Raw genomic sequence first — 15,876 nt, 5'->3', positions numbered from 1 at the left:
CACCGGACAATTAATCGCGCTTTTTAGCCAGCCCCAGATAGGTCTCAACCACTTTCGGATCGGTCGCCAGTTGTGCTGCCGGCCCTTCCAGCACGATCTCGCCGGTCTCCAGCACGTAAGCCTGGTCGGCCACCTGCAAGGCGGCGCGGGCATTCTGCTCGACCAGCAAAATCGCCACGCCGGTTTGCTTCAGTCGCACGATGATCTGGAAAATTTCCTTGACGATCAGCGGTGCAAGGCCAAGGCTGGGTTCGTCCAGCATCAGCAATTGCGGCTTGGCCATCAGCGCGCGACCGAGCGCCAGCATTTGCCGCTCGCCACCCGACAAGGTGCCGGCTTCCTGGCGGCGTCGTTCCAGCAGGCGCGGGAACAAGTCAAAGACCAGCGGCAACTGGTCGGCGTAATTTTTTTCATTGGCACGGTAGCGCCGGTAACTGCCCAGTAGAAGGTTATCCTCGACGCTCATCGTGGCAAACAGTTCGCGCTTTTCCGGCACCAGGCACATGCCGCGCGCGACCCGTTCCTCGATCGCCACGCGCTGCATGTCCTGCCCCAGAAACCGCACGCTGCCGTGCTGGCTGCCCGTGCCCGGCAACGCGCCGGCCAGCGCATTCAACAGCGTCGACTTGCCCGCGCCATTCGGTCCGATCACGGTCGCAATCCGGCCGGCATCGACGCGCAAAGTCGCACCATGCAGCGCCTCGACCTTGCCGTAGCCGACGTGCAAATTGTCGACTTCAAGTATTGGCACGCTTTTCGACATCTCCATCAGTCGATCCCTCCCAGATAAGCTTCCAGCACGGCAGGATCGGCTTGCACCTGCGCCGGCACGCCCTCGGCGATGCGGGTACCGAACTCCATCACCACCAGCCGGTCGGTCAGGTTCATCACGAAATCCATGTCATGTTCGACCAGCAAAATGCTCAGGCCTTCGGCTTTCAGTTTGCGCAGCAATTCCGCCAGCGCGCCTTTTTCCTGGTAACGCAAACCGGCAGCGGGTTCGTCCAGCAGCAGCAAGGTCGGGTCGCAGCACAGGGCGCGGGCGATCTCCAGAATACGTTGCTGACCCAGCGCCAGGCTGCCCGCTTCGACTTGCGCCAGATGACCAAGACCGACGCGATCGAGCTGGCGCGCGGCCTCGAACAGCAGGCGTTGTTCCTCCTTGCGATCGGCCCGCAAGATGCTGGCGAGCACACCGGCTTGACCGCGCAGATGCGCGCCTAGCGCGACGTTTTCCAGCACCGACATCGCCGGCAGCAGCCGCACATGCTGGAAGGTGCGGCCGATGCCGCGCCGCACGATCTCGCGCGACGGCAATCCGTCGATGCGCTGGCCATCGAACAGGATCTGACCCGCCGTCAGCGGCAACACGCCGGTGACGAGGTTGAACATCGTCGATTTGCCGGCACCGTTCGGTCCGATCAGGCCAAGGATCTCGCCGCCGTGGACGACGAACTCCATGTCGTTGACCGCCACCAGCCCACCGAATTGTTTGCGCGCTTGCTGCACTTGCAGCAGCACCGCACCGGCGGCGGGGCGGGTGCGCTGCGGCAGCGGCGCGGCAGTGACCGGCACCTGCACGCCGGCACTTTCCGGCAGCCAGCTACGCAGCAAAGGCCACAGTCCGCTGCGGGCGCGCTGCAACAACAGCACCATCATCACGCCGAATACGATCATTTCGAAGTTGCCGTTACTGCCCAGTAGCTTCGGCAGGATCGATTGCAACTGGTCCTTCAAGATGGTCAGCAAAGCCGAGCCGAGCAGCGCGCCCCAGACATGACCGGCACCGCCGACGACCGCCATGAACAGGTATTCGATGCCGGCGTTCAGACCGAACGGCGTCGGGTTCACCGCGCGCTGCATGTGCGCATACAGCCAGCCGGAAATGCACGCCAGCAGCGCGGCAATGACGAAGCAGACGATCTTCATCCAGGTCGTATTGACGCCCATCGCCTCGGCCATCAGCGCACTGCCGTTGAGCGCGCGCATGGCGCGACCGGAGCGTGAATCCAGCAGGTTCTGCAAGGCCAGCAACGCGACGATCACGACGGCCCAGATCAGGTAAAAAATCGCCCGCCCCGATTGCAGCGTCAGGCCGAACAGGTCGATGGCCGGGATACCGTTGAGGCCATCGTACTTACCCAGAAATTCCAGATTGCCGAACAGGTAGAACAGTGACAGGCCCCATGCGATCGTGCCGAGCGGCAGGTAATGGCCGGACAAGCGCATCGTGATCGCACCGAGTGCAAACGCTGCCAGCGCCGTGATGCCCAATCCGGCCAGCAACCCGAGCCACGGCGACAGCCCGAAGTGCGTGGTCAGATACGCGGTGGCATACGCGCCCAGTCCGACGAAGGCCGCCTGGCCGAACGAGGTCATCCCGCCTATCCCGGTCAGCAGCACCAGTCCGAGCGCGACGATGGCGTACAGGCCGATGTAATTGGCCAGCGTGATCCAGAATTCCGGCGTCGGCAGCACCGGCAGCAGCGCCAGAAAAATCACGAACAGCAGCACGGGCAGGCGGCGCATCATTGCTCGCCCTCGTCGACATGCTTGCTGCGCAGCGAACGCCACAGCAGCACCGGAATGATCAGCGTGAAGACGATCACTTCCTTGAAGGCGCTGGCCCAGAACGACGAATAGGCTTCCAGCAAGCCGACCAGCAGCGCACCGGCCGCAGCGACCGGATAACTGCCGAGGCCACCGATGATCGCGCCGACGAAACCCTTCAGGCCGATCAAAAATCCGCTGTCGTAATAGATCGTGGTCAGTGGCGCGATCAGCACGCCGCACAACGCACCGAGGCCGGCTGCCAGCGTGAACGCAGTGCGTCCGGCCTGCGTGGTACCGATGCCGACCAGTTGTGCGCCCAGCCGGTTGACAGCCGTCGCGCGTAAGGCCTTGCCGGACAGCGTGCGTTCAAAATACAGGTATAGCGCACCGATCAGCAGCGCCGAGGTCGCGAGGATCACCAGGCTCTGGCCCGACACCTGCAGCGCACCGAATTCAAAGCGCGCGTCCGAGAACGGCGTGGTACGCGAGCCTTCGGCACCGAACAGCACCAGCCCGGTCCCGAGCAGCGCGAAGTGCACGCTGACCGCAACGATCAGCAGCACCAGTGTGCTGGCTTCGGCCAGTGGCTGGAATGCGAGACGGTAAATCATCGGCCCCATCGGAATCACCAGCGCCAGCGTCAGCGCGACCTGCAGCAGCATCGGCAATTGCGCATTGCCGAACTGGCGGGTCACCCCGTACAGCGCCAGCGGCAAGGCGACAAACTTGACGAAAGCCAGCGGTGCACGGCGCAGCGAAATGACCACTTCCTGCAAGAACACCGCCACGCCCAGCCCGACCAGCAGCGTCGCCGAGTGCGGGAATTTATCGGATTGCATGGCAGCGAGCGTCAGTGCGCCGAAGGCCACGAACTCGCCCTGCGGAATGAAGATCACGCGCGTGACCGAGAACACCAACACCAGCGCGAGCGCCAGCAACGCGTAGATCGCGCCGCTGGTGATGCCATCCTGGGCCAGGATGGCGGCGATTGAAAAATCCATGCGGGGGGTGTTCCTTCAATTGAATGCGACGACGTGGTGGTTCGGTGCAATGCCCTGCGGTTATTACACCCTACGTGCTGTCGAAGGCGCGCAAGACAGTGCGCCTTCGACAAGCTCAGGGCGAACGGTTTGTGAAACGGCCAATCGGTCAGTAGGGTGCAATAACCGCAGGGCATTGCACCAAATGCACTACAACAGCGCCTACTCCACCAGCTTCCACTTCCCATCCACAATCTTCACCATCACCCGCGCACGCTGGTCAAAACCCAGATGATCAATCGGACTCATATTAAAAATCCCATGCGCACCGGCCAGGTTGCGGGTGTTTTCAATCGCATCACGCAAGCCCTTGCGGAATTCTTTGGTGCCCGGCTGGCCCTGCTTGAGCGCTTCCGGCACCGCCGCCGCCATCAGCAAACCGGCATCCCACGCATGTCCGCCAAAGGTCGAGACGGTGCCCGCGCCGTAAGCTTTTTCGTAAGCGGCCTTGTAGGTCAGCGCCGACGCGCGTACCGGGTTCGAGACGGGCAATTGCTCGGCCACCAGCAACGGGCCCGATGGCAGCAAAGTGCCTTCGCAGTCCTTGCCGCAGACGCGCAGGAAGTCATTGTTGGCCACGCCGTGGGTCTGGTAGATCACGCCCTTGTAGCCGCGTTCCTTCAAGGTCTTCTGTGGCAGCGCCGCCGGCGTGCCGGCACCGGCGATCAGCACGGCATCGGGATTGGTGGCGAGGATTTTCAGGATCTGGCCGGTCACCGAGGTGTCGGCGCGGGCAAAGCGTTCGTTGGCTGTCACCTTGATGTGGCGCAGTTCGGCCAGCTTGCTGAATTCGCGATACCAGCCTTCGCCGTAGGCGTCGCTAAAGCCGATGAAAGCGACCGACTTGATGCCGGCTTCGGCCATCCGCGCAGTGATCGCGGTCGACATGTGCGAATCGTTTTGCGGCGTCTTAAAGACCCAGGTGCGCTTGCCTTCGACCGGCTCGACGATCGAGGCCGACGCGGCCATCGAGATCATCGGCGTGCCGGCATCGGCCACCAGTTCGATCATCGCCAGCGAATTGGGCGTCGTGGTCGAGCCGATGATCAGGTCGACCTTGTCTTCGGTGAGCAGCTTGCGGGTGTTCTTGACGGCGGTGGTGGTGTCGGTCGCATCATCGAGGACGATGTACTCGACCGTCTTGCCGGCGATGATTTTGGGCAGCAGCGCGAAGGTGTTTTTTTCCGGGATGCCGAGCGAGGCGGCCGGGCCGGTGGCCGAGACGGTCACGCCGATCTTGATCTGGCCGATCGCGTTGCCGCTACAGGCCAGCGCCATCAGGGAAGGGACAAGCAATCTGCCAACGGGGAAGAGGAAGCGCATGGGGTGGGGTCTCCGGTTTTATTTGTGTTGCTGATCCGTGGCCGGACCGCAGCGCCAGAGTGTAGCGGTTCGATGCGGCACGGACAAGAACACTCCCTGACACGCCCCCTAAAGCAGGATGGCGCGTCCCACAGCGAGGATGGGCCCGGTCGGTCGCGGCAACGGCGATCCGTCTTGCGGCTCCAGCGTCACTTCGAACAACTGGTTCGGACTCATGCCCGGCAACAGGCTCCGCGCGATCTCGGTCGGCCGGTCAGTCCGTACCAGGCCAAGCGAGGTCGGGCCGGCCGCACCGACCGGCTTGGTCCAGAATTGCACGGACTTGCCGGCCACCACCGCAGTCGGTGACAGCGGTCGCAAACGCACGACGCGATCATCGACTTCGACCAGCCAGTTGGTGCCGGTCGCAGGGGCCTGCAGGACGGCCAGAAATTGCGGTGCGCTGGCTGCTTGCGGTACCACTGCCACCAGCTTCATGACCAGTACGGCAGAAGCAAGCACGCCGAGGGCACCGCTGAAGCGCCAGAACGACAGGCTGTTCCACCAGCCGCGGCCGGGCGCTCCGGCCCGGCCGGGCAAGCTGCGTTCGATGCGCTGCCAGAGACTGGCTGCCGGCTCGACCGGCACCGGTGGTGGTGCCATTTCCAGCAGGCGATCGCGCCAGTAACCGACCGCCACCACCAGCGCGCGGTTGTGCAGCAATTCCTGCTCGAACGCGGCTTGCTGCGCCAGCGGCAGCACGCCCAGTACATATTCGCCGGCCAGCAAATTGACTTGTTCGGGGTCCTGAAAATTCATGAGAGGCAATCCTTTAAAGCCAGCAAGCCGCGCCGGGTCCATGCCTTGATGGTACCCAGTGGCCGCGCCAGCGAACTGGCGATCTGGGTTTGCGAAAAGCCGTCGAGATAGGCCAGCAAAATGCAGGCCCGCTTGTCATCGTCGAGTTGTTGCAGGCACAGGTGCAGTGCGCTGTTGTCGCGCCCGCGGCTGAGACTTTGCAGCGGATCGTCGGCTTCGTCAGCGACGTCGTCGAGTACCGCGTCGTCAGCCCCCGGCAGCGCCGGATCGCGGCGCAACTGACGCACCACGTCGAGCGCACGATGACGCACCACGCTATAAATCCAGCCGCGTGCCGAGCCGAGCGCCGGGCTATACGTGCCCGACTTTTGCCAGATACGCAGAAAGGCGTCGTGCACCACTTCATCGGCTAGCTCGCGCCGCACCACGATGCGCAGCGCCACGCCGAGCAGCCAGCGCGCCTCGCGGTCATACAAGCGGCGCAACGCACTTTCGTCGCCAGCAGCGCAGGCAAATAGCTGCGCCTCGTAGTCAAAACCGGCGTCTGCGGTCAGCATCGCGCGCCTCCTCCGGAAGCCGCGATACCGTCCATCGTCGCCGCAATAGTCGTCTGCACAGGGAAATCCGCGAAAGGGGAAAGGCCCCAACAATAACGGTGATGATCGCTACTTTCAATTACGCAAATATCCTGTGCCGGTCACCATCAGATGGCTTTGTAAAAGTAATAATCCGCCTGGTACTTGACCAGCTTCTTGCTACCTGCAGCAGCCTGGTTGCAGACATCGGCCGGTGCCACGCCGCCAGTGGTATTGAGGCGCTGGATGTAGGTCACGCCGGTCATGGCACCGCTACCCATGGCCGGGCTGGCCTGGACCAGTTGCAGCGGGATCGCGCCGGCGACGCCCGGTGACACGGCGAGCTGTTTGCCGCTGACCTTGCTGCCATCTTTCGATTCCCAGGTCGGGCCACCGTAGTATTTGCCGACGGTGGCCTTGTTCTTGTCGAGCAGCAGCGCGTCAGGACCGGTGAAGACCCAGGCAAACGCGCCCGGCATGTCGGCCTTGGCGCGGCATTCGTAGTTCAGGTCACCGGCACCGACGGCCATCATCGCCACCTTGTTGCCGGCCGGGACGGTCACGGCAGCCGGCGCATCCGGCGTGGCCATCGACATCGGGCCCATCGTCGAACAGGCGGACAACAGGGTAACAAGGGAAACGGCGGCAATGGCGATCAGTGGACGGGTCATGAAATTCTCCAAGAGGGGTTAAGGTTTGAAAGGCGCACAGTGCGGCGTCTTACCCTTCACTACGCAGGGCTTTCCGGACCGGATGCAGCAACGCAAAAATATTATTCATTTCTCTGCCGCGCCCCGAATGGCAACGTCGCATCGGAAAACCCTTACACTCGGCCTCTTCCCTGTCGTCCCCTTTTTTCTCCGATGCCTAACGACCGCGCTCACACCCACCCGCTGGCGATTGCCTTTGCCCTGTCGCTCGGTGCTGCTGTCTCGCTGGGCATGTCGCGCTTTTCTTATGCGCTGCTGCTGCCGCCGATGCGCGCCGACCTCGATTGGTCCTACCTGCTGGCCGGCGCGATGAACACCGCCAATGCCCTCGGTTACCTGATCGGTGCGCTGGCCACGCCGGCGCTGATGCGACGCTTTGGCGCGCAGACCGTGCTGCTGGCCGGTGCCTTGCTCACAGCCTTATTCCTGCTCGGATCGGGACTGGTGACCGATGCCACTATCCTGCTGGTGCAACGATTGCTGGCCGGGATTGCCAGTGCGCTGATCTTCGTCACCGGTGGCGTGCTGGCGGCGCGACTGGGATCGCTGCATCCGCAACGGGCCGGTCTGCTGATCGGTATCTATTACGGCGGCACCGGCTTTGGCATCGTGCTGTCAGCCTTGCTGGTGCCGGCCACCGCATCGCTGGCGCACGGCAGCGTGCACGCCTGGCAATGGGCCTGGCTGGCGCTGGGCGCAATGTGTTTGCTGGCCACTGCCGTGATGGCGCTGCCGGTGCGCAGCATCGATGGCAAGTCAGCGCCGGCCAGCGTGCATGACCGCTTCGACTGGCGACCGTTGCGCTTCGGCCTGGCCGGCTATTTCATGTTCGGGGTCGGTTACATCGGCTACATGACCTTCGTCGTGGCGCTGCTGCGCGAGCAGGGCATGTCGGCGTCGCTGATCACGCTGTTCTATACCGGACTCGGGCTGGCGGTGATGGCGTCCTCGCGCATCTGGGCCGGCCTGCTCGACCGCAGTCGCGGCGGACGGGCGATGGCGCTGCTCAATGGCTTGCTGGCGATCGCCACGTTGCTGCCGGCACTGACTGCGCAACCGCTGCTGGTGTTCGGTTCGGGCCTGCTGTTTGGCGGCGTGTTCCTGTCGGTGGTGGCGTCATCGACCGCGCTGGTGCGGCATAACGCGCCGATGGCGGCCTGGTCGGGTGGCATCGGCGCCTTCACGAGTGTGTTTGCGTTCGGCCAGATCGTCGGTCCCGGCGTGGTCGGCTGGATCGCCGACGGCCCCGGCGGCCTGCAGCGCGGGTTGGTGTTTTCGGCGCTGGCGCTACTGGTCGCCGCGCTGCTGGCATCACGCCAACGGGCGCTCACATGATGACGCCGACGGATGTCTTCAAGCTGGTTTTTCTGGCGGCGCTGTGGGGTTGCTCGTTCATTTTCCTGCGCATTGCGGTGCCCGAAATCGGCCCGCTAATGACCGCGCTGCTGCGGGTCTCGCTGGCCGGCGTGGCGATGCTGGCGTATGCGCGACTGATCCGTGTGCCGATGCAATGGCGGCGCAATCTGCGGCCGTATTTTCTGGTGGCGGTGTTCGCGGCGGTGATTCCGTTCTCGTGTTTTTCGTACGCGTCGCAGTATTTGCCGGCGGCCTACTCGGCGGTACTCAATTCGACCAGCCCGCTATTCGGTGCGCTGTTTTCGGTGCTCTGGCTGTCCGAGCGCCTTTCGGTGCAAAAGCTGGCCGGACTGGCGCTGGGCATTGCCGGCGTGGCGGTGCTGGTCGGGGCCGGTGCGCTGGTGCTCGATGCCCGGGTGCTGCTGGCGGCGGCAGCCTGCCTGTTCGCGGCGGCCTGTTATGCGGTGTCCAGCATCATCGTGCGCAAGACCGGGTACAGCGCCGATGGTCATCACATCCATCCGATCGGCATGGCCACCGGTTCGATGGTACTGGGTGCGCTGGTGATGCTGCCCTTGTTGCCGTTCGTGCTGCCACCGGTGTGGCCATCGACCCGCACCATCCTCAGCGTGACCAGCCTGGCGCTGCTGTCGTCGGGCGTGGCGCAGGCGCTGTTCATTCCGCTGATCGTGCGCATCGGACCGACCCGGGCGATGTCGGTGGCGTTTTTGATTCCGCTGTTTAGCATGCTGTGGGGGTATCTGTTTCTCGGTGAACCAGTCGGTATGGCGACGCTGGCCGGTGCAGCCATCGTGCTGATGGCGATGGGGCTGGTGCTGTCGGCGTCGCAGGCGGTGCCGGAAGACGCGCTGAAGGTTGAAACGTGAGCTCCGGGCTGGTGGCGGGCTCGTAGCCAATGCGTTGGGATTTGGGATTTGGGTTTTGGGTTTTGGGTTTTGGGTTTTGGGTTTTGGGTTTTGGGTTTTGGGTTTTGGGTTTTGGGTTTTAAGGTTGGTGCCCCACAAACCGTTCGCCCTGAGCTTGTCGACGATGCACCCAACTGCGCGGTATGGCCGTCGGGTGCTAAAAATGCCGGTGCCCCGTCATGACCAAGCCGGGGGCGGCCCGGCAGCCGGTCACTTCTTTTTGCTTCGCCAAAAAGAAGGTAACCAAGAAAAAGGCGACCGCAGACCGCTGCCCTTCGGGTTCCCGAAATCAGAGTGCCAAAAGTGGGAAGGCCGCAAACTCGCTTCGCTCAGACAGTGCGGCCTTCTTATCCACTTTTGGCACCCTGATTTCGGCAGCAGTCTTTTATGCGGAATTCAACACCAAACACAGCCTTGGTATTTGGGCGACGGTCGGGCTCGCTTTGCGCGAGCGTAATGGTTGGAATACGACGGTGGTCTGGTTTTGGGTTTTGGGTTTTGGGTTTTGGGTTTTGGGTTTTGGGTTTTGGGTTTTGGGTTTTGGGTTTTGGGTTTTGGGTTTTGAGGTTGATGCACCATAAACCGTTCGCCCTGAACTTGTCGAAGGGAGCTTGTCGACGAGACCACGCCGAATCGGCACGCTACACGCTGATCGGCTATCCTGCCGCGACTGTTCGCCGTCACTGCGTCCCCGCCCTCCCCTTTGCCGAGTACTCCATGCGTCCCATCGATCTGATCCGTTTGCTCTCCCTCGCCGCTATCTGGGGCGCGTCGTTCCTGTTCATGCGCGTCATCGCCCCCGTACTGGGGCCGCTGTGGACGGCGGAACTGCGCGTCGGTATCGCCGGACTGGTGATGCTGGCCTTCATGCTGGCGACCCGGCAATCCATGCAGTTCAAGGCTAACTGGCGCCAGTATCTGCTCATCGGCGGCGTCAATTCGGCGCTGCCGGCGGCGCTGTATGCGTATGCGGCGCTGACGCTGCCGTCCGGCTATTCGGCGATCGTCAATGCGACCACGCCGCTGTGGGGCGCGCTGGTCGGCATCGCCGTGCTGGGCGAGACCATGACTCTGCGCAAGGCCATCGGTTTGCTGATCGGGATTTCGGGCGTGGCGCTGCTGGTGCGACTCGGGCCGGTGACGTTTTCGCCGCAAGTGTTGCTGGCGGCGTCGGCCTGTGCGCTGGCGGCGATCTGCTATGCCTGCTCGGGGGCGTATTCGAAACTGCGCGCCGCCGGCATCCCGCCGGGGCTGATGGCAACCGGCTCGCAGCTCGGCGCAGCGCTGGTGCTGATCCCGGTGGTGCCGCTGTCGCCGTTGCGCGGCGAACCGACGCTGCACATCCTGATGCTGGTCGTGGTGCTGGCGGTGCTGTGCAGCGCGGTGGCGTACTTCCTGTACTTCCGGCTGCTGGCCGATATCGGCCCGACGCGCAGCATGACGGTGACGTTCCTGATCCCGCTGTTTGCGTTGCTGTGGGGCGCGCTGTTCCTCGATGAAGTGATCAACCAGACCACGCTGGCCGGCTGTGCGCTGGTGGTGCTGGCGACCTGGCTGGTGACGTTCGGGCAGGGCAACTCAGCCCCGGTCAAATCGCGGTAACAAGACAACGACACCGATCCGCATCATTCCAGAGTCGGATCAACCAGCATCGCCGGCAAGACCCCGCGCAACGCATTGCACAACACCAGCCGGTCGGCCTGCTGCAAATCGGCCAGCGTCAGCGTGCGTTCACTGGCATCCCACTGCGGATCGTCCAGCAATTGCGCGCGCATTACGCCCGGCAGCACGCCGGCCGACAGCGGTGGCGTGACCCAGCGGCCGTCGATCTGTGCGAACACATTGCTGCGCGCGCCTTCGGTGACTTCGCCGCGCTCGTTACAGAACAGCATGTCGAACGCGCCCTGCGCTTCGGCCGCGCGCCAGGCGGCGTCGTACTGCGCGCGCTGCGTGGTCTTGTGCCGCAGGAACAGGTCGGCCGAGGCGGTCGGCTGCGCTGCCAGCAGCAGCCGCGCGACACCCGGCCAGGGCTGCAGCACGCCGGTCGTGACGATGCAGTGACCATGCCAGTCCAGCGCCAGGCGCAGACGGTGCGGCTGGTTGTCGGGCAGTGCGGCGCAGGTTTGCAGGACGCTCGCGCGCACCGCCTCCTCGTTCCAGACAAAGCCGAAATACGCGGCCGATGCCATCAAGCGGCGCAGGTGCCGCGCCAGCAATGCACAGCCGCCATCGCGCGTGACCGCCATCGTTTCAAATAGCGCGAAGTCATTCGGCATCGCAGTCAGGAAGCGGGCCTTCAGCGCGCATTCGGCGTGCTCGTCGGCGGCGACACTGTCGAAGACGATGCCGGCACCGATGCCCATTTCGCCACGGCGCACGCCGCTGACGTCCGGCGCCTGCAGCACCAGCGTGCGGATCGGCACCGACAGGCAAAAGTTACCGATGCCTTGCCCGGTCTGCGCTGCATCGAACCAGCCGATCGCGCCGGTGTAGATACCGCGGGCATCAGGTTCGAGTTCGCGGATGATCTGCATCGTGCGCAACTTCGGCGCACCGGTGATCGAGCCGCACGGATAGATCGCGTCGACCACCTGATCGAGCGTGGCATCGGGATGCAGGCGGGCGGTGATGGTCGAGGTCATTTGCAACACGCCGGAAAAGCGCGTGACCTCGAAGAGCTGCGGCACGGCGACCGATCCGAGCGCGGCGATGCGGCTGAGGTCATTGCGCAGCAGATCGACGATCATCAGATTTTCGGCGCGGTTCTTCGGGTCGGCGGCCAGCCGGGTGGCGCTGACCGCATCCTGCAGCGGGACGCCGGTGGCCGGTGCGGTGCCCTTCATCGGTTGCGCCAGCAAGGCGCCATCGACATGCCGGACAAACAGCTCGGGCGACAGCGACAGCAAGGCCGTGCCATCCGGCAGCGCCACCAGCGCGCCATACGGCACCGGCTGGCGCGCGCGCAGGCGCAGATACAACGCGGCCAGCGTACCGAAGGCATCGAAGCGCACGCGGTAGGTGTAATTGACCTGGTAGGTATCGCCGGCGGCGATGTAGCTGCGGATGCGCGCAAGGTGCTGCGTGAAGGTCGCATCATCGATGCTGTCGTGCAGACCGGCGACGCCGGCCGGTGCGCTGCCGGCGCGGGCTTGCAGCCAGTCATGTGCGGCGGCAGCGGACAACTGCTGACACCGCGCAAACAGCAGCACTTGGGCCAGCGCGCCGGTGCCGGCGCGGGGTGCCACGCCGTGCATCGCGGCACCCAGTTCGTAGGTCATCAGCAGCACTGCATGCTGGCCCGCTTGCTGCAATCCGGCCAGCAATGCCGGCAACTCTTCGGGCGTCTCGCACGACAGGGTGCGCAGCCAGCCGGTGTAGAGCCGCGAGCGCGGTTCGGTGGCGCTGGCACTGCTGTCATCGAGCAATGCAAAAACACTGTCAACGTGGTCAGTCGTCATGGTCGGCAATCCGTGAGCGCAAGCGGTGCAGGTGTCCGGCCAGCCGTTTGACGGAGCGCACCTTGACGTCGATGCCGGCCGGACGCTTGACGAAGGTCGATGGCCCGGACCGGTGCGCGACAGGCAGGTACTGGGTCACCAGCACCGTGCGGATACCGAGCACGCGGGCTGCTTTCAGGTTCATCGGGGTGTCTTCGACCAGCACGCAACGGCTGGCCTGCAAGCCTTCGCGCGCCAGCAGTTTGCGCAGCATCGGCCGCGATGGCTTGGGCCGCAGCTGGCCATGCACGCGCATCGATTCGATCGCCACGTGGCGGGCAAAATGGCGCTGCAGGCCGAGATGGCGCATCACGTCCTGCGAATAGCGCTTGGGCGCGTTGGTCAGCAGGATCTTGCGTCCCGGCAGGCGGCGCAGCAATCCGGCCAGACCACGTTCGGCGCGTATCATCGACGCCAAGTCATCGAACAGGTGGGCTTCGTGCAGGAAGGTGTCGGGGTGCATCTGGTGATGCTTGACCATCCCGAGCAGCGTCGCGCCGTAGCGCTGCCAATAGGCGATCCGGGCCGCATCGACATCGGCCGGCGTGGCCGGCGCGCCGGCATCCGACAGCACCTGCGCGATCACCCGGTTCATGTTGACGTTGATGGCCGGGAAGATCGCATGCGACGCATCGTGCAAGGTGTTGTCGAGGTCGAACAGCCAGGTTATCCCCATGATTTTTTTCTGAAAGCGTGCATGCGTCTTGCCTTGATAGTTATCTCGTTGGTGTTGCTTGCCTGTAGTCACGCGCTGGCGCGACCGGCGACCGCCAATCCCGCATCGGCCATCCCGTCGCGCGGCACCTTGTACCGCGCCACGCAGCATGGTCAGACTGTCTGGCTGTTTGGCACCGTGCATGTCGGACAGGCGTCATTCTATCCGCTCGAACCGATTGTCATGCGCGCCCTCGCCGGGGCCGATCAGCTGGTGTTTGAGCTTGATCCGGCCGATCAGTCCGCCTTGCGCGCAGCGTTCTTGCGGCACGGCATGCTGGGTTCGCCACAGACCATCGGGCAGGTCGTTTCGGCCGATACGCAGCGGCAATTACAGCAAGTGCTGGACCGGCTGAACCTGGCACCGGGGGCCGTCGCCGGCATGAAGCCGTGGGCCATTGCCAACCTGTTGCTGGCACTCACGCTGGAACGCCACGGCTATGCGCGCGAACAGGGCATCGAGCTGCATCTGCAGGCACAGGTGCCGGACAAACCGGTGCTGGCGCTAGAGAGCGCCGAGTATCAGTTCGGCCTGTTCGATACGCTCGATACGGCGCAGCAGGAGCAGTATCTGCGTGAGTGTCTGGCGTCACTGCTCGACGGCAAAACCGTACAGCAAGCGGCGACGATGATGGCGGCCTGGGGACGCGCCGATGGAGCAACGCTGGAACGCTTGACCGCAGAAGAACTGGCCGAGCCGACCGTGACAGCGCGCTTTACGCAAGAGGTCTTGCTGGCGCAGCGCAATCCGCTACTGGCCGCTGCGATCGCGCGGCTGGGACAGCGCGGTAAAAAGCAGTTCGTGGCAATCGGTTTGCTGCATCTGACCGGACCGGAAGGCGTGCCGGCATTGCTGGCACGGCGCGGGTATCGGGTAGAAAAAATCTACTGATGCGTTGATTTTTATGCCGCTCCTGAAGGCGGAGTGACTTTCCGGAACAGGCGCGCCGGGACGAAGTCCAGCTGCACTCCGGCTACAGCGCGCCTGTCAGCACAGGTCAGGTGCCGGGCGCTGCCAGATAGGCGGCAAGATCGGCCGCATTTTGCGTCGTGATGCTGCCCTTCAGGAAGCCCATGCCACCGGTATTGTTGTTGATCGCCCCGGTAATCACACCCGGTGCGTTAGCGGCCTTCAATATCCGGTTGATATTAGCCGCCGGCGACGCACCGTGACAACCGGCGCAATTGGTTCCGTACAAGGCTTTGCCGGACAGGGCTGAAGCTGCCGGTGGCGGTGGCGGTGGCGGTGGCGGTGGCGGTGCCGGTGTTACTACCGGCGGCGTGGCTGCGGGTGCTGGCGCTGGTGGCGCTGGTGGCGTTACCGGAACCACCGGCACTGCCGGCGCAATCACGGCAGCAGCCGGTGTCATCGCCGCGGCCACCGGCGGGATGGCTGGTGCGGGCGTGGTCACGACGGCGGGTATGGAAGCCGGTACCGCAGCCGCTGCAGGCAGGGGCTTGCAACTGGAAACGACGTGCGCAATGCGCCGGATGAAATCCTCACAGCTTTTTGCCAGGTCGCCTTTCGCGCACTCCTGGACGAACACGGTTTTCCAGGCACTGACAATTTCAGGCAAGCGGTTGGCAAGGTCGCGACGGATCACTTCTTCCCGGGCACGGTCGCCGGTCCCAGTGGCGAGAGCCGCCGCAGGCAACGTGCATTTTTCACTGTCATCGTCGGGCTCAGTGCGGGGCTCAGTGCGGGGCTCAGTACCGGGGACCGTGCGCCCGGTCGATGGGCTTGTGGTCGCCGTCAGCGATTGCTGATTGCTGACCACCAGCAGACGCGCCATGACGCTGGCTTTCTTGTGCTCCAGGCTGGTCCCGCGTTTGGCAATGAAATCATCGAATGCCGACACGGCCAGACCGGTTTGCGACTTGACCCAGGCTTCGGCGACATCTATGGAGACGTTATCCATCGCCATCCTGGTTTGTACCAGCGTCGTCAGCGGACTGATGACGTCGGACCTGCCGGCCGGTGCCAGCAAGGTGTACGCGGTTTTGACGGGACCGGTATCGGCATCGATGGCATCGGTACCGACCATCGCGACCAGTTTTGCGCGGGCCAGTGCCAGTGTGGGTCCGGACAAGGTCAGTTTGCCGTTGGCATCCGTGCGTCCCTGAATTTCGGCGGGATCACACACGCCGTTACTATTGCTGTCGACGCAGACCAGCGCATTGCTGACCAGTCCATCCATCACGGTGGTGCGCAGTGATGCGGTGGTCATTGCCTGGTCGCCGCCGCAGCCGGCAACGGAAAGTACGGCAGCGGCAAGCGCCGCCAGAGTGCTGCTTCGCAAAGGTATCTGCATGATAAAAACTCCGATTTGTGATGCTGCTACGAGAAGCCATGGACGTCGAATCCGGACCATCTTGCTGCCCCC

General features: G+C 63.9%; 15 protein-coding genes. 5 read left to right on the top strand and 10 right to left on the bottom strand.

Going from position 1 to position 15,876, the window contains the following annotated elements:
• Positions 1 to 10 precede the first annotated feature (10 nt).
• The 7 genes from RHM62_RS02990 to RHM62_RS02960 form a co-directional block, all read right to left on the bottom strand.
• Positions 11 to 769, bottom strand: a complete 759-nt coding sequence (locus tag RHM62_RS02990; RefSeq protein ID WP_322124100.1) for an ABC transporter ATP-binding protein — start codon at positions 767 to 769, stop codon at positions 11 to 13.
• Positions 769 to 2,532, bottom strand: coding sequence for a branched-chain amino acid ABC transporter ATP-binding protein/permease (locus RHM62_RS02985; RefSeq protein WP_322124099.1), 1,764 nt, complete (start codon positions 2,530 to 2,532; stop codon positions 769 to 771). Before RHM62_RS02985 ends, RHM62_RS02990 begins: the two co-directional genes overlap by 1 nt.
• Positions 2,529 to 3,554 carry a branched-chain amino acid ABC transporter permease gene (locus RHM62_RS02980; RefSeq protein ID WP_322124098.1) on the bottom strand — a complete coding sequence of 342 codons (1,026 nt, stop codon included), beginning with the start codon at positions 3,552 to 3,554 and terminating at the stop codon, positions 2,529 to 2,531. Before RHM62_RS02980 ends, RHM62_RS02985 begins: the two co-directional genes overlap by 4 nt.
• Positions 3,555 to 3,755: 201 nt before the next feature.
• Positions 3,756 to 4,871, bottom strand: a complete 1,116-nt coding sequence (locus RHM62_RS02975; RefSeq protein WP_322125298.1) for an ABC transporter substrate-binding protein — start codon at positions 4,869 to 4,871, stop codon at positions 3,756 to 3,758.
• Positions 4,872 to 5,024: 153 nt separating this feature from the next.
• Positions 5,025 to 5,714, bottom strand: coding sequence for an anti-sigma factor domain-containing protein (locus tag RHM62_RS02970; protein ID WP_322124097.1), 690 nt, complete (start codon positions 5,712 to 5,714; stop codon positions 5,025 to 5,027).
• A complete protein-coding gene (locus RHM62_RS02965) occupies positions 5,711 to 6,271 on the bottom strand; it encodes a sigma-70 family RNA polymerase sigma factor (protein ID WP_322124096.1) in 561 nt (186 codons plus the stop codon). The genes RHM62_RS02970 and RHM62_RS02965 overlap by 4 nt, the downstream gene beginning before the upstream one ends.
• A 146-nt stretch (positions 6,272 to 6,417) precedes the next feature.
• Positions 6,418 to 6,960, bottom strand: coding sequence for a DUF3455 domain-containing protein (locus RHM62_RS02960; protein WP_322124095.1), 543 nt, complete (start codon positions 6,958 to 6,960; stop codon positions 6,418 to 6,420).
• A 192-nt stretch (positions 6,961 to 7,152) separates the two neighbouring features.
• Between RHM62_RS02960 and RHM62_RS02955 the strand changes: the two genes are divergently transcribed.
• The 4 genes from RHM62_RS02955 to RHM62_RS02940 all read left to right on the top strand — a co-directional run bounded on the left by RHM62_RS02955 (position 7,153) and on the right by RHM62_RS02940 (position 10,883).
• Positions 7,153 to 8,334: a YbfB/YjiJ family MFS transporter gene (locus tag RHM62_RS02955; protein ID WP_322124094.1), complete on the top strand. Its 1,182-nt coding sequence runs from the start codon at positions 7,153 to 7,155 to the stop codon at positions 8,332 to 8,334.
• Complete coding sequence (locus RHM62_RS02950; RefSeq protein ID WP_322124093.1) at positions 8,331 to 9,242, top strand: DMT family transporter; 912 nt, start codon at positions 8,331 to 8,333, stop codon at positions 9,240 to 9,242. Before RHM62_RS02955 ends, RHM62_RS02950 begins: the two co-directional genes overlap by 4 nt.
• A gap of 218 nt (positions 9,243 to 9,460) precedes the next feature.
• Complete coding sequence (locus RHM62_RS02945; RefSeq protein WP_322124092.1) at positions 9,461 to 9,862, top strand: hypothetical protein; 402 nt, start codon at positions 9,461 to 9,463, stop codon at positions 9,860 to 9,862.
• Between the two features lie 136 nt (positions 9,863 to 9,998).
• Positions 9,999 to 10,883, top strand: coding sequence for a DMT family transporter (locus RHM62_RS02940; RefSeq protein ID WP_322124091.1), 885 nt, complete (start codon positions 9,999 to 10,001; stop codon positions 10,881 to 10,883).
• 23 nt (positions 10,884 to 10,906) lie between these two features.
• Here RHM62_RS02940 and RHM62_RS02935 read toward each other — a convergent pair whose 3' ends face one another.
• Positions 10,907 to 12,739 carry a chorismate-binding protein gene (locus RHM62_RS02935; RefSeq protein WP_322124090.1) on the bottom strand — a complete coding sequence of 611 codons (1,833 nt, stop codon included), beginning with the start codon at positions 12,737 to 12,739 and terminating at the stop codon, positions 10,907 to 10,909.
• The gene (locus RHM62_RS02930; protein ID WP_322124089.1) at positions 12,729 to 13,454 is read right to left on the bottom strand and encodes an HAD-IA family hydrolase; all 726 of its coding nucleotides are present in this window, start codon (positions 13,452 to 13,454) and stop codon (positions 12,729 to 12,731) included. The genes RHM62_RS02935 and RHM62_RS02930 overlap by 11 nt, the downstream gene beginning before the upstream one ends.
• Positions 13,455 to 13,475: 21 nt before the next feature.
• Between RHM62_RS02930 and RHM62_RS02925 the strand changes: the two genes are divergently transcribed.
• Positions 13,476 to 14,384 (top strand): TraB/GumN family protein, encoded by a 909-nt coding sequence (locus RHM62_RS02925; protein ID WP_322124088.1) that lies wholly within the window; start codon positions 13,476 to 13,478, stop codon positions 14,382 to 14,384.
• A gap of 106 nt (positions 14,385 to 14,490) precedes the next feature.
• Here RHM62_RS02925 and RHM62_RS02920 read toward each other — a convergent pair whose 3' ends face one another.
• Positions 14,491 to 15,804 (bottom strand): cytochrome c, encoded by a 1,314-nt coding sequence (locus RHM62_RS02920; protein ID WP_322124087.1) that lies wholly within the window; start codon positions 15,802 to 15,804, stop codon positions 14,491 to 14,493.
• Positions 15,805 to 15,876 lie beyond the last annotated feature (72 nt).

This window comes from Actimicrobium sp. CCC2.4, from assembly GCF_034347385.1.
In the GTDB taxonomy this organism is placed as follows: Bacteria; Pseudomonadota; Gammaproteobacteria; order Burkholderiales; family Burkholderiaceae_D; genus Actimicrobium.
This window is presented reverse-complemented; position numbering and strand designations above follow the sequence as displayed.